This window comes from Microbacterium sp. cx-55 (assembly GCF_021117345.1).
Lineage (GTDB): Bacteria > Actinomycetota > Actinomycetes > Actinomycetales > Microbacteriaceae > Microbacterium.
In genome coordinates, this window is record NZ_CP088261.1 from 1516692 (window position 1) to 1538076 (window position 21385).

Here is a 21385-nt window from a genome sequence, read left to right on the forward strand (position 1 = left end):
GTCGGGCCCGCCGCAGTCGTGCGGGCGTCGCGACTCATCCTAGGGCGACTCCGCGCGCGCGATGAGGAGGGCGGACGCCGGATGCCGCGGCTCGCCGTAGAATCGATGTGGCGATTCCGCCGAAATCCACCCCGAAGAACGGACGTCACCTGTGCTTGCCGTGCACAACCTCGAAATCCGCGTGGGCGCTCGCGTGCTCATGTCCGACGTCGATTTCCGGGTCGGGCAGGGCGACAAGATCGGGCTGGTCGGTCGGAACGGTGCCGGGAAGACCACGCTCACCAAGGTGCTCGCGGGAGATCTGATCCCCGCGGACGGTGCGGTCGAGCGCACCGGCGAGCTGGGCTACCTGCCGCAGGACCCGCGCACGGGCGACCCGGAGATGCTCGCGCGCACCCGCATCCTGGACGCCCGGGGGCTCGGTACTCTCGCGATCGGGATGCAGGAGTCCTCGCTCGAGATGGCCGACGAAGATCCCGAGGTCGCCGCGAAGGCCATGCGCCGGTACGGCTCGCTGACGGAGCGCTTCGAAGCGCTCGGCGGCTATTCGGCCGAGGCCGAGGCCGCCTCGATCGCCCACAACCTGTCGCTGCCCGACCGCATCCTCGACCAGCCGCTGAAGACGCTCTCCGGTGGTCAGCGCCGTCGCATCGAGCTCGCCCGCATCCTGTTCTCGGACGCCGACACGATGATCCTCGACGAGCCGACCAACCACCTCGACGCCGACAGTGTCGTGTGGCTCCGCGAGTTCTTGAAGAACTACAAGGGCGGGCTGATCGTGATCAGCCACGACGTCGAACTCGTGGGCGAGACGGTGAACCGGGTGTTCTACCTCGATGCGAACCGTCAGGTCATCGACGTCTACAACATGAACTGGAAGAACTACCTGCGCCAGCGGGTCGCCGACGAGGAGCGCCGCAAGAAGGAGCGCGTCAACGTCGAGAAGAAGGCGACCGCGCTGCAGCTGCAGGCCGCTCGCTTCGGTGCGAAGGCCTCGAAGGCCGCCGCCGCGCACCAGATGGTCGCGCGCGCCGAGAAGATGCTCTCGGGCCTCGACGATGTGCGTCAGGATGAGCGCGTCGCGAAGCTCCGGTTCCCGAAGCCCGCTCCGTGCGGCAAGACGCCGCTGATGGCGCGGGGGCTGTCGAAGTCCTACGGCTCGCTCGAGATCTTCACCGACGTCGACCTCGCGATCGACCGCGGTTCCCGGGTCGTCATCCTCGGCTTCAACGGTGCGGGAAAGACCACGCTGCTCCGGATGCTGGCGGGCGTCGACATTCCCGACACCGGCATCATCGAGCCCGGCCACGGCCTGAAGATCGGCTACTACGCGCAGGAGCACGAGAACCTCGACGTCGGTCGCTCGGTGCTCGAGAACATGATGTCGGCGGCGCCCGACATCACCGCCACCGAGGCGCGGAAGGTGCTGGGATCGTTCCTGTTCACCGGCGATGACGTGCTGAAGCCGGCCGGGGTGCTCTCCGGTGGCGAGAAGACACGCCTCTCGCTCGCGACCCTCGTGGTCTCGAGCGCGAACATGCTGCTGCTCGACGAGCCCACCAACAACCTCGACCCCGCCTCGCGGGAAGAGATCCTCGGCGCGCTGGCGCACTACGAGGGTGCCGTGGTGCTGGTCTCGCACGACGAGGGCGCGGTCGAAGCGCTGAACCCCGAGCGTGTGCTCATCCTTCCGGACGGCGTGGAAGACATCTGGGGTCGCGACTACGCCGACCTCGTCGCGCTCGCCTGACCGTCATCGCCGCCCCTCGCTCGGTGGCGGTCCCGCGCCGGGTCAGTGACCGATGTGGTCGAGCAGGGCGTCCTCGTCGACCGCATCCCGGTCGGTACGACGCGCGCGCGCCGGACGAGGAGCGTCGGGGACCCGGTCCTCGGCAGCGTCTTCGCGGGCGTGCTTCACCTCGGTACGGATGATGTAGCCGATGAAGACGAACCCCATGATCGCGAACAGGATCCACTGGATTGCGTAGGACAGGAACGGTCCGGGGTCGATTGACGGGGCATCGAGCGGCTGCGGACGTTCGGTCGGTGCCGGGTCCTCCGTCGCCAGGATGCCGTACGCGCTGGTGATCGTGTCGGGCCCCGCGGTCTCCGCGATGAGCGGTAGCGCGATCGTGGGCACCTGCCCCGCGGGGGCGCTCCGGCCCGATGTGGGAAGAGCCTCACCGGGCCGCATTCGCACCGTGATCGTCACGTCGCCCGCGGGCGGCGCAGCGATGACGGCGGGGCCGTCGCCGGATTCCGCCGGCGGAACCCAACCGCGGTTGACGATGAGGATCCGGCCGTCGTCCGCCCGGAACGGAACGAGCACCTCGAAGGCAGAGGTGCCGCCGTGCGGCCGGTTGCGCACCACCAACTGGTCGTCCGGCAGGTAGCTGCCCTCGACCGCCACGGGATGCCACTCGAGCTCCCCGTCGAAGACATCGACGGACGACACCGCGTCATCGAGCGCGAGCGGTGCCGCGTCGTAGTTCCGCTCGGCGAGAGCGAGTTGCTCGGCGCGCGCGTCATTGCGGGAGAACTGCCAGTTCGACAGCATCACGCAGATGATCGCGAAGATCAGCGCGATCGCGGCGTACACCGACCAACGGACCGCCGCGGGGGCCGTCTTCAGGTTCACGCGGGGCGCTCCGCATCCGTCAGCGCCGCGACCGCCACGGGAAATGAGCGCGACGTCAGAAATCCGCGCAGATAGTCGACGTGCGCGTCGCACGCGACCCACGTCTTACGGCGATCGGCGGTGTGGATACGGGGATTACGCCACTCGATGCGCCAGCTCGCGCTGTCGCGGCATCCTGCCCGTGAGCACATCGCATCGGTCATTCTTCTGGCTTTCGCAGCGGCGTTTCGGTGATCCGGATGACGCGGTCCATGGGCTCCGCGGGGGCCGCCGGGGCAGCGGCCTCGGTCCGGGGCGCCGGTGCCTCCAGCATCCGTTCCGGATTGATGACCTCGGGACCGTGCGTGTCTTCTCCGACGTTCGCGATGACCACCGCGATGTAGGGGAGGAACACGGCTCCCGCGGCGAAGACCCAGGTGTACCAGCCGTAGGGCGTCACGAGAGCCATCGCGATGAAGCAGGCGATGCGGATGCCCATGGTGATCATGTACTTCGTGACCCGCGAACCTTCGTCCTCGCGCGGGGCACGCGGCAACGAGGTGGCCGACTGAGGGGTCTTCGAGGCTTTCTTCACGGTGCGTCCAGCCTACGCCGGACGCACCGCGACGGACCCGTCAGGAGAGCGAGCCGTAGGAGCTGTAGTACGAACCGGCCGTGCTGAAGAGCGCGACGAACCAGATGACGACGAAGATGCCGATGATCAGAGAAAGCGCGACGCCGACCCAACCGATCACGGTGCCCGCGATCGCAAGGCCGCGACCGTTCTCTCCGCTGCTCTTGAGCTGGCGGAGCGAGAGGTGACCGGTGATGACGCCGGCGACCGATCCGACGAACGGCAGGAAGACGAAGCCCGAGATCGAAGCGATCAACGAGATGATCGCGAGGACGTTGGTCTTCGGCGTGACCGGATACGGCGTGTACGACGGTGCCCCGTACGCGGGCTGTGACCCGTATGCGGGCTGGGCGCTGTAGCTCGGCGCCTGCGCGCCGTACGCAGGCGGAGCCCCGTACGCGGGCGGCGGGTACGCGGGCCCTGCGCCAGGTGCGGGCGGGGCCACCGGGGGTGCGGTGGGCGGCGTGGTCGGCGGAGTCGGCGGCGACTGCGGGTTGTCGGGGATCGGATCGCTCATGGGATGCCCTTTCATCGGCTCGAACCCCAGCGTTTCAGCGCACGCTCCACACTGTCAAACGCAGCCGTCATGCATCGGAGCCGCCGATAGGCTGTTCAGTTGAGCCCGTCGCACCGCGGCGGTGCGCCCGACCCGAGGAGAACGTCATGTCGACCGAACGCGTGGTGCTGGTGACCGGAGGCAACCGAGGCATCGGTCGCGCTATCGCTGAACGTTTCGTGGCAGATGGGTACCGCGTCGCAGTGACGGCTCGCTCGGGTGAGGGCCCGGAGGGCACCCTGACCGTCCGCGCGGATGTCACCGATGCGGCGGCCCTCGATGCGGCCTACACCGAGATCGAAGCGAAACTCGGTCCGGTCGGGATCGTCGTCGCGAACGCCGGGATCACCCGCGACACGCTGCTGCTGCGGATGAGCGAGGACGACTTCGATGACGTCGTCGCCACGAACCTCGGCGGCACCTTCCGGGTGGTCAAGCGGGCAGCGAAGGGCCTGCTGCGGGCGCGCTGGGGCCGCGTCATCCTGATCTCCAGCGTCGTCGGACTCTACGGATCTGCGGGTCAGATCAACTACTCGAGCTCGAAGAGCGGCCTGGTGGGCTTCGCCCGATCACTGACCCGCGAGCTCGGTTCGCGAGGAATCACCGCGAACGTCGTCGCCCCCGGATTCATCCAGACCGACATGACCGCGGCTCTCCCGGAGGAGACGCAGGCCGAGTACAAGCGGAACATCCCCGCCGGACGCTTCGCGAGCCCCGAAGAGGTCGCGGGCGTCGTCGCGTGGCTCGCCTCCGACGATGCGGCGTACATCTCCGGTGCGGTCATCCCCGTCGACGGCGGACTCGGGATGGGTCACTGAGCCCGACCCTCACGCGGTCCGGTCGACCGCCGCGGCGATGGCGGCGCCCAGACGTTCCGGCTGCGAGAACTGCGGCCAGTGACCCGAGGCGAGTCGGACGACCTCCGAATCGGCGACTCGCGCGAACTCCTCCGCGGCTGCCGGCCACTCCGTGAGCATTGCGAGGAAGGCCGCCTGATCGGCGGAACCGGCGAGCACCGTGACCGGTACCGAGAAGCGCCGCTCATCGCGGAGTTCCACGGGATCCGTCGGTACTCGGCTCGGAACGGATGCGGTGAACGCTGCCGCGGCGCTACGGGTCTGCGGGTCGAGATCTGCGACGTCGGGTTCGTCGAAGAAGGTCCATCCGGGGAACGGGATGACGCCGTCGATCACCGGAAACTCCGAGATGATGCCGCCGGTCGGGGGCAGCGCGGTGTCGACCAGGATGACGCGTGCGACGCGGCCGGGGCGAGCATCCGCCGCGCCCCACACGACGTTGCCACCTCCGCTGTGACCCACCAGGACGACGGGGTCATCGGACGCGTCGATCCGAGCGACGACGGCATCGATCCAGTCCGCGATGCCGATACCCGCGGAGTGCTCGGCATCCGCCCCGGTCCCGGGCATCGTCAGGGCGACGGGGCGATGCCCGGCGGATTCGAGGGCGGGCGCCACCGCCTCCCACGATGATGCGTCAAGCCACAGACCGGGAACGAGCAGGATGTCCATGCTCGGCACGATACGCCGCACCGGCGACACCCGAACAGGTCAGGAACGAAGAAGTGGATGAGGCACCCCGCTCGGTAACGTGAGCCGTGTCGGCCGTCCCGCGAGGTGCGGGGGAGGATGCCGGCGGGAATGAGACGAGACCCATGGCCGCGAACGACGACACCGCAGGCGGATTCACCGCGGAAGAGAAAGCCGCGATGAAGGACCGCGCGGCCGAGGCGCGGAAGGCGAAAGCCCGGAAGGGCAAGCAGTCGCCGGCGGAAGATGCCGCGGACGTGCTCGCGAAGATCGCCGAGCTCGGAGACGCCGACCGGGCGCTCGCGGAGCGCGTGCACGACATCATCGCGAAGGCCGCGCCCTCGCTCGCGCCGAAGCTCTGGTATGGAATGCCCGCTTACGCGAGGGACGGCAAGGTCGTGTGCTTCTTCCAGGGTGCCGACAAGTTCAAGAGCCGATACTCCACGCTCGGGTTCAACGACGCCGCGAACCTCGACGACGGCGCGATGTGGCCGACCGCGTTTGCTCTCACCGACGCGGCGTCCATCGATGAGCAGGCCATCGCGGCACTCGTGGCCCGCGCGGTCGGCTGAGTCCTCACGGCAGCAGCGCGATGACCTCGCGAAGATCGACGGGGCCGACGACCAGATCGGCCTGCGCCCGGACCGCGGGTTTGGCGTTGAAGGCCAGCCCGAGCGCGGCGGCGCCGAGCATGAGCAGGTCGTTGGCGCCGTCGCCGATCGCGACGGAACGTCTCGGATCCACGCGGTAGGTGTCGCACCACTCCTGCAGCGCCCGGGCCTTCGCGGCCGCATCCACGATGTCGCCGTCCACTTCGCCGGTGAGGAGTCCGTCCGCCACCCCGAGGCGGTTGGCCCGCCACACGTCGACACCGAGGGACGGGGCGAGTTCGTCGAGGATCTCGTGGAATCCGCCCGAGACCACCGCGACGATCCCGTCGCGCTCGTGGACTGCGGCAACCAGCTCGCGAACGCCCGGAGTGGGCTCGATGCGGGTCTGCACGCGCGCGAACGCGGACGTGGGGACGCCGCGAAGCGCGGCGACCCGCGAGCGCAGGCTCGAGGCGAAGTCGACCTCGCCGCGCATCGCGGCCTCCGTCGCCGCAGCGACTTCGGCGCCGCGCCCGGCTTCGTCGGCGAGGAGTTCGATGACCTCGTTGCGGATCAGGGTCGAGTCTGCGTCGAGCACGACGAGCAGCCGCGCGGGGGAGGGAATCACCCCTCCACCGTAGCGGCGCAGATCACTGCTCGACGCGGATGCCCTTACCGACCACCGTGATACCGGAGTCTGTCACGGTGAAGCCGCGCTGCAGGTCGCGTTCCCGGTCGACGCCGACCGTCGCGCCGTCGGCGAGCGACACGTTCTTATCGAGGATCGCCCGATGGATGCGGGCCCCTGCCCCGACCCGGACTCGGTCGAAGAGCACGGAGTCGGTGATCGTGGACCCCCCGCCCGCGAGCGTCCAGGGTCCGACCACGCTTCGCTCGAGGTGGGTACCGGAGAGCACGGAACCGAGCGACACGATCGAGTCGATGGTGTTGCCGATCCTGCCCTGCGCGTCGCGGACGAACTTGGCCGGCGGCGAGTTCACGAGCTGCGAATGGATCGGCCACTGCATGTTGTACAGGTTGAAGATCGGCAGCGTCGAGATCAGATCGAGGTGCGCGTCGTAGAACGAGTCGATCGTGCCGACGTCCCGCCAGTAGGCGCGGTCGCGGTCGTTGGATCCGGGAACGTCGTTGCGGATGAAGTCGTAGACGGCCGCCTCGCCACGGTCGACGAAGTACGGCACGATGTCGCCGCCCATGTCATGGTTCGAGGTCGGCACCTCGCCATCCGTCTCGACGGCTTCGATCAGCGCGTCGGTGTCGAAGATGTAGTTGCCCATTGACGCCAGCACCTCGTGGGGGCTGTCGATGAGTCCGGCCGGGCTCTGCGGCTTCTCGAGGAACGCGCGGATGCGGGTCGGGTCCTCCGGCTCGACGTCGATGACGCCGAACTGGTTCGCCAGACCGATCGGCTGTCGGATCCCCGCGACGGTCGCGCGTGCACCCGAGGCGATGTGCGCGTCGAGCATCTGCGTGAAGTCCATGCGGTACACGTGATCGGCGCCCACCACGACCACGATGTCGGGCTGCTCGTCGTTGATGAGGTTGAGGCTCTGCAGGATCGCGTCGGCCGAACCCGAGAACCACCTCTTGCCGAGCCGCTGCTGCGCCGGCACGGACGCGACGTAGGCGTCGAGCAGCGCGGACATCCGCCACGTCTGCGAGATGTGCCGGTCGAGGCTGTGCGACTTGTACTGCGTCAGCACGACGACTTGCCGAAGGCCCGAGTTGATCAGGTTCGAGATGGCGAAATCGATCAGGCGATACTGCCCTCCGAACGGAACCGCGGGCTTTGCCCGATCGGCCGTCAGCGGCATGAGTCGCTTTCCCTCGCCGCCGGCGAGGATGATCCCTAGGACCTTGGGTGTACCCGGCATGCCCCCACACTATGCCGGGCAGAGTGCCTGTACTAGCGTCCTTGACATGCGCGTTGACATCATTTCCAAGGAGTACCCGCCGGCTGTCTACGGCGGCGCTGGAGTTCACGTGACCGAACTCGTCAAGGCGCTTCGGGAGCGGATGGATGTGCAGGTGCGCGCGTTCGGCGAGCCCCGCGACGAGGCCGGGACGAGCTCGTACCCGGTGCCGTCCGAACTCGCGAGCGCGAACCCCGCTATTCAGACCCTCGGGACGGATCTCGAGATCGTCGGCGACGTCGCCGGGGCCGATGTCGTGCACAGCCACACCTGGTACGCGAACTTCGCCGGGTACGTCGCGTCGCTCCTGCACGGCATCCCGCACGTCGTCTCGGCGCACAGCCTCGAGCCGCTGCGCCCGTGGAAGGCGGAGCAGCTCGGCGGCGGGTACGCGGTGTCGAGCTTCGTGGAGCGGACGGCCTACGAGTCGGCGGCGGCCATCGTCGCCGTGAGCGGCGGTATGCGGGCCGACATTCTCCGGAGCTACCCGCAGGTCGACCCGGAGAAGGTGCACGTCATCTACAACGGCATCGACGTGGAGGCATGGCAGCCGGTGGACGACGTCGAGCTCCTCGCGACGCTCGGCATCGATGCCGCGCGGCCCTCGGTCGTCTTCGTCGGTCGGATCACTCGGCAGAAGGGCCTGCCGTACCTGCTGCGCGCAGCGCGACTGCTTCCGCCGGAGGTGCAACTCGTCCTGTGCGCCGGAGCTCCCGATACCCCGGAGATCCTCGCCGAGGTCGAGGGGCTCGTCCGGGAGCTTCAGGAGACGCGTGAGGGAGTCGTGTGGATCGACCGCCACCTGCCCCGCCGCGAACTGTGCGCGGTGCTGACCTCTGCGACGACCTTCGTCTGCCCCTCGATCTACGAGCCGCTCGGAATCGTGAACCTCGAAGCCATGGCGTGCGGCGCCGCGGTGGTCGGCACCGCGACCGGCGGAATCCCCGAAGTCGTCGAGGACGGCGTGACCGGTCGCCTCGTGCCGATCGAGCAGGTGCAGGACGGCACCGGCACGCCGGTCGACCCGGACCGCTTCGTGGCCGATCTCGCGCGGGTGCTGACCGAGGTCGTCTCCGATCCGATCCGCGCGCGGGAGTACGGCGCGGCGGGTCGCAAGCGCGCGGCGGACGAGTTCAGCTGGGCCCGGATCGCGGAGCAGACCGAGCAGCTGTACCGCTCGCTCGTGGGCGCCCGGTGACCTCGGCGAGGCGGCGACCCGCCGTACCCGGCAGCTAGGCTGGGGACCATGCCGCAGGTGCTGGAGTTCTCTGACGTCGTCGTCCGCCGCAATGCGAGAGACATCGTCTCTCACCTGGATTGGCGGGTGGATGCGGACCAGCGCTGGGTGATTCTCGGCGCGAACGGCGCGGGCAAGACCACCGTGCTGCAGCTGGCCGCGTCGCTCGAGCACCCGACGGCCGGATCGGTCACGATCCTGGGGGAGCGGCTGGGGCGCACGGACGTGTTCGAGCTGCGTCCCCGAATCGGGTTCGCCTCATCCGCGATGGCGAAGCGCATCCCCGCGGACGAGACCGTCCTCAACGTCGTGCTGACCGCCGCCTACGCGGTCGTCGGCCGCTGGAACGAGGAGTACGACCGGATCGACGAGCGCCGTGCGCTGCGCGTTCTCGCGGAGTGGAAGCTCGATCACCTCGCCGACCGCACCTTCGGCACGCTGTCGGATGGTGAGCAGAAGCGCGTGCAGATCGCGCGATCGGTGATGACCGACCCCGAGCTGCTGCTGCTCGATGAGCCGACTGCGAGCCTCGACCTCGGTGCGCGCGAAGAGCTCATGGCGTTGCTCGGCGGGTACGCGCAGGTCGCAACCACGCCGGCGATGGTGATGGTCACCCACCACGTCGAAGAGATCCCGGTCGGATTCACGCACCTGCTCCTGCTCCGCGATGGCGCGGTCGTCGCGGCCGGGCCCATCGCCGAGACCCTCACGGCCGAGAATCTGTCGACGACGTTCGGCATGCCGATCCTCGTCACCGAGGTCGAAGGCCGCTACGCGGCACGCGCCGCGCACTGAACCGGATGCGGCGTTCCGCGCCGAACCTGGTAGACTTGACCCTTGGTGCGTCACGCACCTACGACTTTTGACGCCACCCCAAGGATTCCTCATGAAGACTGACATTCACCCCGGCTACAAGGCCGTCGTTTTCCGCGACCTCGGTTCGGGCGAGACCTTCCTCACGCGCTCCACGGTCAGCAGCGACAAGACCATCGAGCTCGACGGAGTCGAGTACCCCGTCATCGACGTTGAGATCTCGTCCGCGTCGCACCCGTTCTACACGGGCAAGCAGCGCATCATGGACTCGGCCGGTCGCGTCGAGAAGTTCAACCAGCGCTTCAAGAACTTCGGCGCCAAGTAAGCCGCGTACGGAAGGCCCCGCTTCGGCGGGGCCTTCCGTCGTTCCGGCTGCGTGTGATCAGCGGATCGGCCACCGGCCGTCGACCGTGTCGTCCGGATCGATGCGCCCAATGCGCACGAAGTACTCGGTGAGGCTCTCGGCCTGTTCGCGCGCCCAGCCGATCTGCTGGGTATGGAGTTCGACGCCGTCGGCGGGCAGGCGATACCCGAAACGATCGGCGAGAGCCTGCGCGATGCGGCCCGCGGCGATGGCGTCCGCGGCCGCGTCGTGTGCGCCGAGGAGCGGCACCGCGTAGTGCTCGGCGACGACGCCGAGCGTGCGCTTGCCGCGGCGGTAGCGATCGACGGCTTTGTCGAGCACGAGCGGGTCGATGACGGGCGTGGGTGCCACGATCGGCGCGTGGCCGTAGCGGAGCGCCTCGTGCTTGAGCATCGAGAAGTCGAAGGGTGCGTTGTAGGCGACGACGGCGATGCCGCGTGCGAAGAGATCACGGAGAGCGTCGAGGATCTCACCGACCACCTCGGCGGCGGGGCGCCCGTCCGCCCGTGCCCGCTCGGTCGTAATGCCGTGCACCGCGGTCGCCCCGGCCGGGATCTCGATCCCCGGATCGGCCGCCCACGCGTGGGCCTCGCAGACGTGGCCGTCGGAGTCCAGGACCCCGACGTGCGCGGTGACGATCCGATCGTTCACGGTGTCGATCCCGGTGGTCTCCAGATCGAAGACGCCGATGCGTTGCGCCCACTCCGGCCTGTCGAAAAGCGGAAGGGTCTCGGCCGGCCACGGGTTCATGCCGCTCACGGTACGCGAGGCCGCCGACACGCCCCGACGGGCACGCCGCCCCACTCCCGGGTTCGCTCGGGAGCAGGGCGTGACTCGTAGACTCGGGTGGTGACAGTTCCGCATCCGTACGCCGATCTGCTCGCGGCGATCTCCGTTGCGCGTCACACGCGCACGGTTCTCGGCGGTCAGACCGTCTACTGGGTCTACGGCGACGCGGATGCGGAGACGACGCTGCTCGTCGTCCACGGATTCCGCGGTGAGCATCACGGTCTCGAGCCGGTCATCGCGTACCTCCCGGGGCTGCGGATCATCTCGCCCGACCTCCCCGGTTTCGGGGAGAGCCCGGCGCTTCCGGGACGGCAGCATGACATCGCGACCTACGCCGCGTGGCTCGCCGAGTTCTCGGCGGCGGTCGCTCCGGGTGCCGTGGTGCTCGGGCACTCGTTCGGGTCGATCGTGGCCGCGGCGGCCGTGGCCGACGGGTTGCCGACGCCCCGCCTCATCCTCGTGAACCCGATCGGGGCGCCGGCTCTCGAGGGGCCCCGCGGCGTCCTGACCCGGCTCGCGGTGTTCTACTACCGCGCGGCGGCGCGGCTTCCGCGCCGGATCGGTGACGCCGTGCTGCGCAGTCGGGTCATCGTGCGGGTCATGAGCGTGTCGATGGCGAAGACGCACGACCGTACGCTGCGGCGCTTCATCCACGACCAGCACGACACGTACTTCTCGCGGTTCGCGGATCGCGATGTGCTGCTGCAGGCCTTCGTCGCCTCGGTGTCGAACGATGTGCGGGCATCGGCGCCGCGCATCCACGTGCCCGTCCTCCTCGTCGCGGCAGAGCGCGACGACATCACCCCGATCGAGGCGGAACGGCGCCTGGCGCGCATGTTCGCCGACGCGGAGCTCGTGGAGATCCCCGATGTCGGGCATCTCATCCACTACGAGACCCCGCGTGCCGCCGCGGACGCGATCAGGCGGTTTCTTCCGCTTTCCGACGCCGGTACGCGTTGACGTTCATCCGATTGCCGCAGTTGCCGGTGTCGCAGTAGCGCTTGGACTTGTTCCGCGAGTAGTCGATGTAGACCGAGCGGCAATCGTCCGCCGAACAGACGCGGACGCGGTCGTACTCGTCCGCGCGAATGACGTCGATGAAGGCCATGGCGGTTTCGACGAGGATGCGGGTCGAGAGCTGCTCGTCGTCCTCCGCCGCGTGGATGTGCCACTGCTCGTAGCCCGCGTGCGAGACGAGTTGGGGGAGCGCGCGGGCATCGCGGAGCATGGCGTTCACGAGCGGCACGGCGTCGTCGCGGCGGACGCCCCAGAGTCCCTGCAGGCGAGGGCGGATGGCGCGGAGCGCCGCGAGTTCTTCGGCGTCTCGCTGCAGTCGCCCGGTGTACACGCGCTCGTCGAGGAACCGGTTTAGATCGGCTATGTCGACGAGCCCGTCGTGGCCCTCGGAGGACGTGACCGGCAGGGTGTTGACCAGGTCGACGGCAGCGGCGAGCGCCAACTGAGTGTCATGGATGAAAACCATCTTGACTCCTGACAGGGTGATCGCTAGTGTCACAAGCGTAACCCCACTTCACTCATGACAGGCGGCGAGCCGATGGCGATATCGACGGCGTCCACACCGATCATCGGCGATTCCTCGCGCCCCTCCGGTGCGCCACGCGCGGCCGGACTCATGATCGGGCTCACGTCGGCCCTCGCGTTCTCGTCGAGCGGGCCGCTCGTCAAGCCGCTCCTGGAGGCGGGGTGGACGCTCGGCGCAGCGCTCCTCATCCGCATGGGTCTGGCCGCTCTGGTGCTCTCGCCGGCCCTCGTCATGGCCGTGCACCGCCGGCCCGGCCTGCTCCGCCGCGAGGGCCGACTGATCGTCGGGTTCGGTCTGACCGCCGTCGCCGGATGCCAGTTGTTCTACTTCGCCGCCATGCAGCGGATGCCGGTCGCCGTCGCTCTGCTCATCCAGTACTTGGCACCTGTCCTGCTGGTTCTGCTCGCGTGGGCGCGCACCCGCCGTGCCCCGTCCCGCACCGTGATCGCGGGGTCGATCATGGCGCTCGTCGGCCTGGTGCTCGTCGTCGACATCTCCGGTGCGCGCTTCGACCTGCTCGGCACCGGCTTCGCGCTTCTCGCCGCGTGCTGCGTCGGGGCCTACTTCCTGCTCTCCGAGCGCGCCGGAGAAGACCTCCCGCCGCTTGCGCTGGCTGCGGGCGGCCTGGTCGTCGGCGCCGTCCTGATGGCCGTTCTGTGCCTCGTCGGCATCCTGCCGTTCGCGATGCCCCTGGTCGGCGTCGAACTCGGCGGCATCGAGCTTCCGGCTCTCCTGCCGATCCTGTGGGTCGGTTGCATCGCGACCACGCTGGGCTACGCGCTCGGCGTGAAGGCGGTGCCGCTTCTCGGCTCGCGCGTCGCCTCCTTCGTCGGTCTGTCCGAAGTGCTGTTCGCTCTCGGTTTTGCCTGGCTGCTCCTGGGCGAGACGCCCGGGATCTGGCAGATCGTCGGCGGAGTGCTGATCGTGGGCGGCGTCGTGCTCGTGCGACGAGACCGCAACGGGGCCGCCGAACCGCGCGGTGAGGCCGCTAGCGTTCCGGTCGTGCCAGTTCCATGAGCGGGACGATCCGGTAGGGGATCACCTCGTCCATCACGAGCGACGTCTCGGTGCGTTCGACGCCGTCGATCGAGAGGATGCGGGCGTCGGTGTCGAACAGATGCTGCGCATCTCGGCACGCCACGCGCACGAGAAGATCGACCGCGCCGCTCAGACCGTGCGCCTGGACGACCTCGGGGACGAGCGCGAGATGCTCGCGGATACGCGGGAGCTCGTGCTGCCGCACGACCACACTGATGTACGCCTCGATCGGAAAGCCGAGCGCCTGCGACGAGATCGCACGCTGATAGCTGAGGAACGCACCGGTGCGGTCGAGACGGCTCATGCGCGCCTGCACCGTGTTGCGAGAAAGACCGAGCCGGTCGGAGAGGGCGACCACGGTCGCGCGGTGGTCCTCCGCGAGGGCGCCCAGCAACTCCAGATCGATGCGGTCCAGGTTCGACATAATGCTTGACGTTAGCAGTCCCGGCGCGGCGTGATCGAGCAGAATGCGCAGCGGCGATCTCAGGTGCCGGTCGGGGACGGCGACGGCGTGCTTCCGCCCGTCGTGAAGAGACCCAGACCGTGCGCCGTGAGGATGTCGAACGCGTCCTGGTACGTCTCCGGCTCCGGATGCCCCGGCTCGCCGTACTTGGCCAGGAGCAGCCCGAGGAGTCCCTTCGCGGGCGACGTCAGAGGCTTCGTCGAGGACTTCAACTCGGCGACCTCGTCCTCGTTCAGAAGGGGCGGAACGTAGGCAGGCGAGACGGTCGGCCAGGTGGACGCCGGCCGCGGCTCGGTCAGATTGGTGACGTCGAAGAGGGTCTTCGCATCGCGATCACGATCGGTCAGCGGCTCGAGACCGTGCAGGGCACTCAGGGTGGCGATGACCGCGCCGTGGTGCCGTTCGTCGTGGATGATCGTGCCCGCCTTCGTGTATGCGGACACCGCGATCGCGGGAACGCGCGGACCGAGGCGATCGAATCCGAACCCCATCTCGCCGTCGGACGAGTCCGGATGCGGCGGAACGGCCGCGGGCGGCGGAACGTGATCGTAGGTACCGCCGTGCTCGTCGAACGTCAGCAGGAGCAGGGTGTTCAGGGCGTGCGACCCGGTGGGGGAGTCGGCCGTCCGCACCGCGTCGTAGACGCGGGCGACGAGTGCCTCACCGGCGCGGACGTCGGACACCGCCGAGTCGAAGACCGGAACACCGTCGACCTCGCTGTCGCGCAGCACGCCGAACGGCGGGTGGAAGTCATTGTGGTTGTAGACCATGCGGGGCTCGATGAACGCGTACGCGGGCAGCGCTCCGTTCGCCGCATCCGCGAAGAACTCATCCATGTACGCGAAGTGGTCGGTGCGCCAGAACTCCTCGAGCGCGGGCGCGTGCATGACGCCGGTGAGGGAGATGAGCTGCTGCTCGTCGAAGTAGATCTTCCAGCTCACTCCGGCGTCGTTCAGTCGGTTGAAGATCGTCGGGGTGTCGGGAGCGTCCAGCCACTTCTCGTAACCGCCATCGCCGCGGTTGGTCACGAACCCGTGCGACGTCGAGGCGTGGAAGAAGGAGCGGTTGCAGTAGGTCTGGCTGGGCACGGCGCTGTGCCAGTGATCGAAGACCGCGAACTCCTTCGCGAGCGTCGAGAGTACGGGGAGCATCGCGGGCGCGAAGCCGCCCATGATGACGTCCGCACGATCGGGGTCGGGCTCCCGGCCGTGGCTCGTGCGCCGGAAGTTGGCGATGTAATCCCGCACGAACCCGCCCATCGTCGGAGTCGCACCGGCCGGAGGCGCGTTGTACGGCGAACGCAGTCCGTGCGACCAGTCGGTTTCGTTCGAGGGCGGATCGACCGTGCCGAACAGCTGCGTGTTCACGTGCGGGTAGGTTTCGCCGGGATCTGGCTCCGGGGCGCACATGATGTCGTCCGTGCTGCCGGTGTAGATGTGGGCGGGAACCACGCGGCCATCCGGTGCGGTGTTGGAGTGATCGCCGAATGCGAGCCCCTCGAACGTGTCGCCGGCCGGCAGATTCGCGGGCGTGTACAGGTGGCCCAGCAGATTGTCGAACGAGCGGTTCTCGCCCATCAGCACGACGACGTGCGCGAACCCCGGAACCTGCTCGCTCGTCGGGCGGCGAGCCGCATCCGTCACCGCCCATGCCGCCGCGCCCGCGCCGCCGCCGAGGGCGAGTCCGCCGAGGGTCAGTCCGCCCACCCGGAGGAATTCTCGGCGCGACGATGTGCGGTCGCGTTCGGGGCGCGAGGGGGAACGCGGCGTCATGCCACCCGACAGTAGTGCACCGGGAGAGAGGACCGGCGGATCACCCGGCGGCGTACGACAACAACCGGATGCGGTCGCCCTCCCATCGGAGGTGGTGCACGGAACCGTTCGCCAGCCGCTCGCCCGGGATGGGGAACGCGTCTTCGCTCGCGTGTCCGATGACCTCTCGGATCAGGGCGCCGTGGGCGACGACGATGACCGTCGACTCGCCGGGAGCGGACTCCGACCGGATGTCGCTCACGACCCGGGTCAGGCCGCGGAGGGCGCGGGCGCGCACGTCCTCGCGCGACTCCGCGTTCGGAACCTGCGCCGTCGGCCACGGCCCCCAGCGCTCGGCGAAGACCACGTCGGTCTCGCCCTCGGCGTCCCCGTAGCCGCGTTCGCGGAGTTCGGGATAGGTGCGCGGGCCACCGAGACCGAGTTCTGCACCGATGATCTCGGCCGTCTCCCGAGCGCGGGAGAGGTCGCTGGAGACCAGACGGACGGTCTCGGGATCGACCTCGTCGCGAAGACGCAGCGCTGTGTCACGCGCCTGCGCGCGGCCGGTGTCGTTGAGGGGGATATCGGTCGATCCCTGGATGCGGCGCGCGCGATTCCAGTCGGTTTCGCCGTGGCGGACGAGGATGAGTCGGGTCACAGTCCTGCTCTTCGTGGAGAGATCGTCAGCGGAGCGAGGGAAGCGCATCCGCAAGAGCCGTGAGCACCTCGCTGGTGCCGGCATCGACTTTCACGATAGCTCGCGCGTCGACGCGGGTCTCCCCGCGGTTGATGATCACGACCGGAAGCTTGCGCCGTCGAGCCCGCTCGACGAGCCGGATCCCGGAGTTCACCACGAGGGACGAACCGGCGACGAGCAGGGCGTCGCTGGTCTGCACCAGCTGCTCGGCCTCCCGGAACTTCTCGGCCGGGATGAACTCGCCGAAGAACACGACATCGGGCTTCAGCACGCCGCCGCAGACGCTGCAGTCCGGGATGCGGAAGCCTTCTGCGCTCTCGGGCGTCACGTCGCCGTCGGGGCCGAGGGGGAGGTCCGCATCCGCATTCAGCCACGGGTTGTCGGCCTCGACGCGAGCCGCCAGATCGCGGCGGTCGAAGACCTGACCGCACTGCAGGCATCCGACCCGGCGCATCGTGCCGTGGAGTTCGACGACGCGCCGGCTTCCTGCCCGCACGTGCAGCCCGTCGACGTTCTGGGTGATGACGCCCGTGGTGACGCCGTCGAGTTCGAGGCGTGCGAGCGCGCGGTGCCCGTCGTTGGGGGCGGCGGCGGCGAACCGGCGCCAGCCCAGGTGGCTCCCGACCCAGTAGCGGCGGCGAGCCAGTTCGCTGGAGAGGAACTCCTGCACCGTCATCGGGGTGCGCACCGGAGCGCCCTGCCCCCGGTAGTCCGGAATGCCCGAGTCGGTGGACACCCCCGCACCTGTCAGCACCGCTACTCGGCGCCCGGCGAGCGCGTCGATCGCTCGTCCGACCTGCGCCACCGTGGCAGCATCCCCATCCGTCACGACTGGCACAGTACCTCCTGCACCTGAGCCTACGCCCGCTGGTTTACGCGCAGGTTTCGTCGCGCGGGCGCAGATCCCCCTCTCCATCCGCGAGACTGGATCTTCGCGCCGAGACCGCGGGGTGACCCCACTGTCTCGGCGCGAAGATCCCGTTTCGCGGTCGGCGGCGCGGGGTGAGGGCGACGGGCGGGTGGAGGACGGATGCGGATAGAGAAGGTGGCGGATGCGGATGACGCACGCCTCGGCGACTACCGGAACCTCACCGATGTGGCGCTTCGGCGCGTGCTGGAACCGGCCGGCGGCCTCTACATCGCCGAGTCCGCGAAGGTCATCGAGCGAGCCCTGCGCGCCGGTCACGTTCCGCGCTCCGTGCTCGTGCAAGACAAATGGGTCGACGACATCGCGGCGATCCTCGGCGAACGGGACGTGCCGGTCTACGTGACGGACTCGGCGACCGCTGAGCAGATCACAGGATACGCGGTGCACCGCGGGGCACTCGCGGCGATGCACCGGCCCGAGCTTCCCGACCCGGCCGAGGTGCTCCGCGGAGCCCGCACCGTCGTCATCCTCGAAGACATCGTGGACCACACGAACGTCGGCGCCGCGTTCCGCGCGGCCGCCGGCCTCGGGGCGGATGCGGTCCTCGTCACCGAACGGTGCGCCGATCCGCTGTACCGGCGGAGCGTTCGGGTGAGCATGGGCACCGTGTTCCAAGTGCCGTGGACCCGCCTTCCGGCGTGGCCGGCGGCCCGCCGTCTGCTCGATGAGGCCGGAGTGCACGTCGCCGCTCTGGCCCTCGCGGACGGGGCGACCGACCTGCACGTGTTCGCGGCGGACCGCCCGGAGCGCGTCGCACTTCTTCTCGGCTCCGAGGGTGACGGACTCAGTCGAGCCGCCCTTCGCGCGGCCGATTCGGTCGTCACGATTCCGATGGCCGGTGGCGTCGACTCCCTGAACGTGGCCGCGGCGAGCTCCGTCGCGCTGTGGGCACTCGCCCACCCGCCGCGCTGACCGCGACCCGGGCGCCCCGGTGAGCTGTGGTCAGTCGCTCGTTCCGCGTTCCGCATCCGTCTGCGGCACGGCGTACATCGCCAACGCCTCGGGGCGTTTCGCGCTGACGGTGTCGCCGGAGGACTGATTGCGCAGGCGCCGCAGCACCCACGGTACGAAATGCGTGCGTGCCCACACCAGGTCGCCGCTCCGCGCGGAACGCCAGGTGAGTCGAGGAATCGGCTCGGGCTGCATGGGGGTGAGGTCGTTCGGCACGTTCAGTGCCCGCAGCACCATGCGGGCGACCTCGTGGTGGCCCAACGTGTTGAAGTGGAGGCGGTCGTTCGCGAAGAACCGGCCGTCCTGCACCTCTTTCAGGGCCCACTGATCGGCCACGATGCAGTCGTAGCGCTCCGCGATCGCACGGACGTTCTCGTTGTAGATCGCGACCTTGCCGCGGAACGTCCGGAGCACGGGGGAGAAGTCGGTGTCGATGCCGGTGAAGACCACGACGGTCGCGCCGGAGGACGTCAGGCGGATGACCGCGTCTTCGAACTGCGCGCTGATCTCGTCGGGATCGGTGCCGGGGCGGATGACGTCGTTGCCGCCGGCGCAGATCGTGATCAGGTCGGGCTGCAGGGCGAGCGCGGGTTCGATCTGGTCGGCGATGATCTGCGCGATCAGCTTTCCGCGCACGGCGAGGTTGGCGTACGCGAAGTTGGGTACGGCGCCGGCGAGGACTTCTGCCACGCGGTCCGCCCACCCGCGGTTACCGCCGGGGGATTCGGGGGAGGGATCGCCGATCCCTTCCGTGAAGCTGTCGCCGATGGCCACGAATCGCCGCCAGGGGTGCGTGCTCGGGTTCTCGGCCGGGAGGGCTGCGGCCACGGGAAGATCGGTCGGGTCCGGCGCGGCGCTGGTCATCGCGGAAGTGTCGTCAGGGGCGTTCGGTTCAAGAGTCATCGCGTCACCACGTCGTCAGCCTAACGCGGCACCATCGCGCCGCGATGTCGGCGGCGTCGCCTATCGTTGACAGTCGCGATCGAGAGCGGAGCGGAGGTGATCTCGTGAGCGAAGACGAGCTTTTCGGTGCCCACGCGGACGCATCGACGGAACCCGACGGCGGTCATATCGGAAGCTTCGCGGCAGAGCATCTGTCGCCCACCTACCCGCAGCGCGCGCCGTGGGGAACGGCCCAGCGACTGCGTGCGTGGCAGGCGGAGGCGCTCGACCTGTACTTCTCGCTGGACGGGCCGGACGGTCCGGGCAAGGGCCCTCGGGACTTCCTCGCCGCGGCGACCCCCGGCGCCGGGAAGACGACCTTCGCGTTGCGTCTGGCGAGCGAGCAGATGCGACGCGGTGTCGTGGACCGCCTTGTCGTCGTCGCGCCCACGGAGCACCTGAAGACCCAGTGGGCGGATGCGGCGGCCCGGGTCGGGATCCGACTCGACCCGAACTTCAGTAACCGGCACGCGATGCCGTCCCGCCAATATCACGGCGTCGCGGTGACCTACGCGCAGGTCGCCGTGAAGGCATCCGTCCATCAGGCGCTCATCATGGACAAGCGCACGCTCGTGATCCTCGACGAGGTGCATCACGGCGGCGACGCGCTGAGCTGGGGCGATTCCCTCCGTGAGTCGTACGCCCGGGCGACGCGACGGCTGCTGCTGTCGGGGACGCCGTTCCGATCCGACACGGCCCCCATCCCGTTCGTCGAGTACCACCCGGATCAGCACGGGATCCGGGTGTCGCGCACCGACTACGCCTACAGCTATCGGCGCGCGCTCGAAGACGGCGTCGTGCGCCCCGTGCTCTTCATGGTCTACGCCGGCCATATGCGCTGGCGCACGAAGACCGGCGACGAGATGGAGGCTCAGCTCGGGCAGGACAACACGAAAGACATCACCTCGCAGGCCTGGCGTACCGCGCTCAATCCCGACGGCGAGTGGATGTCGGCGGTGCTCCGATCCGCAGATCGACGCCTGTCCGAGGTGCGCGCGACGGTGCCGGATGCGGGCGGGCTCGTCATCGCGACCGATCAGACCGCTGCCCGCGCGTACGCCGCGATCCTCCACGAGATCTCCGGCGAGCCGCCGACGGTCGTCCTCTCGGACGAAGCGGAAGCGTCGGGGCGCATCGAGACGTTCGCGAACTCCGAGTCCCGTTGGATGGTCGCGGTCCGGATGGTGTCGGAGGGTGTCGACGTGCCGCGCCTGGCCGTCGGGGTCTACGCGACCTCGGCCTCGACCCCGCTGTTCTTCGCCCAGGCCATCGGCCGCTTCGTGCGGGCCCGGCGCCGCGGCGAGACGGCGACCGTGTTCCTGCCGAACGTTCCGCAGCTGCTCGCGCTCGCGAACGAGATGGAAGCGCAGCGCGACCACGCCCTCGACCGCGACAGCGACGCGGAAGACATGTGGGACGCCGAAGAAGACGCGATGAACGCGGCGGAGCGCGAAGACAAGGCGTCCGATTCGCTTCTGGAGGAGGGCAGCTATCAGGCGCTCGACGCGCACGCGCACTTCGATCGGGTCCTGTTCGACGGCAAGGAGTTCGGGCAGCTCGCCGTGCCCGGAACGCCGGAGGAGGAGGAGTTCCTCGGGCTTCCCGGCTTGCTGGAGCCCGAGCACGTGCACGAGCTGTTGATGCAACGTCAGGCGCGGCAAGGGCGGCACCGGCAGGCGCGGGAGGCCCGCGAGGAAGCCGATCCCGAACGCACGCCATCGGATGCAGACATCCCGGCTCCGCTGCACCGCACGTTGAAAGAGCAGCGCCAGCTGCTGAACAGCCTGGTCGGTCTGTACGCACGACAGTCCGGGGAGGCGCACGGGCAGGTGCACGCGGAGTTGCGGCGAGTGTGCGGAGGCCCCGCGGTGTCGAACGCGACCGTCGCTCAGCTGCAGGCGCGCATCAACCTCCTGCGTGCTCGCGTTCGCGCCTGATCGCTCGAGTTCGGTTCGCCGAACCACGCGCGATGCGGCAGGTCGCTAGCCTCG

24 protein-coding genes are annotated in these 21385 nt (G+C 69.1%); 10 read left to right on the top strand and 14 right to left on the bottom strand.

The genetic code is table 11. From position 1 onward, the window contains the following. The first annotated feature begins 151 nt into the window (after positions 1-151). Positions 152-1750, top strand: coding sequence for an ABC-F family ATP-binding cassette domain-containing protein (locus LQ938_RS07080; RefSeq protein ID WP_223721311.1), 1599 nt, complete (start codon positions 152-154; stop codon positions 1748-1750). 42 nt (positions 1751-1792) lie between these two features. Here the strand turns inward: LQ938_RS07080 and LQ938_RS07085 are convergent, their stop codons facing one another. Genes LQ938_RS07085 through LQ938_RS07100 form a run of 4 tightly spaced genes read right to left on the bottom strand, consistent with a single transcriptional unit; the run spans position 1793 to position 3768 of the window. Beyond that, a complete protein-coding gene (locus tag LQ938_RS07085) occupies positions 1793-2638 on the bottom strand; it encodes an SURF1 family cytochrome oxidase biogenesis protein (RefSeq protein ID WP_223721310.1) in 846 nt (281 codons plus the stop codon). After that, positions 2635-2841 carry a hypothetical protein gene (locus tag LQ938_RS07090; RefSeq protein WP_223721309.1) on the bottom strand — a complete coding sequence of 69 codons (207 nt, stop codon included), beginning with the start codon at positions 2839-2841 and terminating at the stop codon, positions 2635-2637. Before LQ938_RS07090 ends, LQ938_RS07085 begins: the two co-directional genes overlap by 4 nt. Then, positions 2838-3212 (bottom strand): DUF3099 domain-containing protein, encoded by a 375-nt coding sequence (locus tag LQ938_RS07095; protein ID WP_223721308.1) that lies wholly within the window; start codon positions 3210-3212, stop codon positions 2838-2840. Before LQ938_RS07095 ends, LQ938_RS07090 begins: the two co-directional genes overlap by 4 nt. Positions 3213-3252: 40 nt before the next feature. Then, entirely contained in the window at positions 3253-3768 is a 516-nt protein-coding gene (locus LQ938_RS07100) for a DUF4190 domain-containing protein (RefSeq protein WP_223721307.1), read from the bottom strand. A 146-nt stretch (positions 3769-3914) separates the two neighbouring features. Between LQ938_RS07100 and LQ938_RS07105 the strand changes: the two genes are divergently transcribed. Beyond that, complete coding sequence (locus tag LQ938_RS07105) at positions 3915-4625, top strand: beta-ketoacyl-ACP reductase (RefSeq protein WP_223721306.1); 711 nt, start codon at positions 3915-3917, stop codon at positions 4623-4625. Between the two features lie 9 nt (positions 4626-4634). On the opposite strand, the gene LQ938_RS07110 is transcribed toward LQ938_RS07105, so the two are convergent. After that, a complete protein-coding gene (locus tag LQ938_RS07110) occupies positions 4635-5336 on the bottom strand; it encodes an alpha/beta fold hydrolase (RefSeq protein WP_223721305.1) in 702 nt (233 codons plus the stop codon). Positions 5337-5479: 143 nt separating this feature from the next. Here LQ938_RS07110 and LQ938_RS07115 point away from each other — a divergent pair, with 143 nt between their 5' ends. Further along, positions 5480-5926 (top strand): iron chaperone, encoded by a 447-nt coding sequence (locus tag LQ938_RS07115; RefSeq protein ID WP_223721304.1) that lies wholly within the window; start codon positions 5480-5482, stop codon positions 5924-5926. A gap of 4 nt (positions 5927-5930) precedes the next feature. Here the strand turns inward: LQ938_RS07115 and serB are convergent, their stop codons facing one another. Both serB and glgC read right to left on the bottom strand, forming a co-directional pair. Next, positions 5931-6569 carry a phosphoserine phosphatase SerB gene (serB, locus tag LQ938_RS07120; RefSeq protein ID WP_223721633.1) on the bottom strand — a complete coding sequence of 213 codons (639 nt, stop codon included), beginning with the start codon at positions 6567-6569 and terminating at the stop codon, positions 5931-5933. 25 nt (positions 6570-6594) lie between these two features. Then, positions 6595-7839 (bottom strand): glucose-1-phosphate adenylyltransferase, encoded by a 1245-nt coding sequence (gene glgC, locus LQ938_RS07125; protein WP_223721303.1) that lies wholly within the window; start codon positions 7837-7839, stop codon positions 6595-6597. A gap of 46 nt (positions 7840-7885) precedes the next feature. Between glgC and glgA the strand changes: the two genes are divergently transcribed. The 3 genes from glgA (at position 7886) to LQ938_RS07140 (ending at position 10253) form a co-directional block, all read left to right on the top strand. After that, a complete protein-coding gene (glgA, locus tag LQ938_RS07130) occupies positions 7886-9076 on the top strand; it encodes a glycogen synthase (protein ID WP_223721302.1) in 1191 nt (396 codons plus the stop codon). Positions 9077-9124: 48 nt separating this feature from the next. Beyond that, positions 9125-9910, top strand: a complete 786-nt coding sequence (locus LQ938_RS07135; RefSeq protein ID WP_223721301.1) for an ABC transporter ATP-binding protein — start codon at positions 9125-9127, stop codon at positions 9908-9910. Between the two features lie 91 nt (positions 9911-10001). Continuing rightward, on the top strand, positions 10002-10253 hold the full coding sequence (locus LQ938_RS07140) for a type B 50S ribosomal protein L31 (RefSeq protein WP_223721300.1): 252 nt from the start codon (positions 10002-10004) through the stop codon (positions 10251-10253). 57 nt (positions 10254-10310) lie between these two features. On the opposite strand, the gene LQ938_RS07145 is transcribed toward LQ938_RS07140, so the two are convergent. Beyond that, complete coding sequence (locus LQ938_RS07145) at positions 10311-11042, bottom strand: exonuclease domain-containing protein (protein ID WP_223721299.1); 732 nt, start codon at positions 11040-11042, stop codon at positions 10311-10313. A gap of 99 nt (positions 11043-11141) precedes the next feature. On the opposite strand from LQ938_RS07145, the gene LQ938_RS07150 reads away from it, so the two are divergent. Beyond that, positions 11142-12041 (top strand): alpha/beta fold hydrolase, encoded by a 900-nt coding sequence (locus tag LQ938_RS07150; RefSeq protein ID WP_223721298.1) that lies wholly within the window; start codon positions 11142-11144, stop codon positions 12039-12041. Here the strand turns inward: LQ938_RS07150 and LQ938_RS07155 are convergent. Further along, complete coding sequence (locus LQ938_RS07155) at positions 12001-12564, bottom strand: CGNR zinc finger domain-containing protein (RefSeq protein ID WP_223721297.1); 564 nt, start codon at positions 12562-12564, stop codon at positions 12001-12003. The two genes, LQ938_RS07150 and LQ938_RS07155, sit on opposite strands and share 41 nt — an antisense overlap. A 72-nt stretch (positions 12565-12636) precedes the next feature. Here LQ938_RS07155 and LQ938_RS07160 point away from each other — a divergent pair, with 72 nt between their 5' ends. Further along, positions 12637-13641, top strand: a complete 1005-nt coding sequence (locus LQ938_RS07160; RefSeq protein WP_231341364.1) for an EamA family transporter — start codon at positions 12637-12639, stop codon at positions 13639-13641. Here the strand turns inward: LQ938_RS07160 and LQ938_RS07165 are convergent. Genes LQ938_RS07165 through LQ938_RS07180 form a run of 4 tightly spaced genes read right to left on the bottom strand, consistent with a single transcriptional unit; the run spans position 13613 to position 17402 of the window. Beyond that, on the bottom strand, positions 13613-14086 hold the full coding sequence (locus LQ938_RS07165; protein ID WP_223721295.1) for an Lrp/AsnC family transcriptional regulator: 474 nt from the start codon (positions 14084-14086) through the stop codon (positions 13613-13615). The genes LQ938_RS07160 and LQ938_RS07165 overlap by 29 nt on opposite strands. A 59-nt stretch (positions 14087-14145) precedes the next feature. Next, positions 14146-15897 (bottom strand): alkaline phosphatase family protein, encoded by a 1752-nt coding sequence (locus LQ938_RS07170; RefSeq protein ID WP_223721294.1) that lies wholly within the window; start codon positions 15895-15897, stop codon positions 14146-14148. Positions 15898-15937: 40 nt separating this feature from the next. Continuing rightward, positions 15938-16534 (bottom strand): histidine phosphatase family protein, encoded by a 597-nt coding sequence (locus LQ938_RS07175; RefSeq protein ID WP_223721293.1) that lies wholly within the window; start codon positions 16532-16534, stop codon positions 15938-15940. 25 nt (positions 16535-16559) lie between these two features. After that, positions 16560-17402, bottom strand: a complete 843-nt coding sequence (locus LQ938_RS07180) for a Sir2 family NAD-dependent protein deacetylase (protein WP_223721292.1) — start codon at positions 17400-17402, stop codon at positions 16560-16562. 201 nt (positions 17403-17603) lie between these two features. On the opposite strand from LQ938_RS07180, the gene LQ938_RS07185 reads away from it, so the two are divergent. Continuing rightward, on the top strand, positions 17604-18413 hold the full coding sequence (locus LQ938_RS07185) for a TrmH family RNA methyltransferase (protein ID WP_223721291.1): 810 nt from the start codon (positions 17604-17606) through the stop codon (positions 18411-18413). Between the two features lie 30 nt (positions 18414-18443). On the opposite strand, the gene LQ938_RS07190 is transcribed toward LQ938_RS07185, so the two are convergent. Continuing rightward, positions 18444-19316 carry an SGNH/GDSL hydrolase family protein gene (locus tag LQ938_RS07190; protein ID WP_223721290.1) on the bottom strand — a complete coding sequence of 291 codons (873 nt, stop codon included), beginning with the start codon at positions 19314-19316 and terminating at the stop codon, positions 18444-18446. Between the two features lie 83 nt (positions 19317-19399). Here LQ938_RS07190 and LQ938_RS07195 point away from each other — a divergent pair, with 83 nt between their 5' ends. Beyond that, complete coding sequence (locus LQ938_RS07195; protein ID WP_223721289.1) at positions 19400-21331, top strand: DEAD/DEAH box helicase; 1932 nt, start codon at positions 19400-19402, stop codon at positions 21329-21331. Positions 21332-21385: the final 54 nt, after the last annotated feature.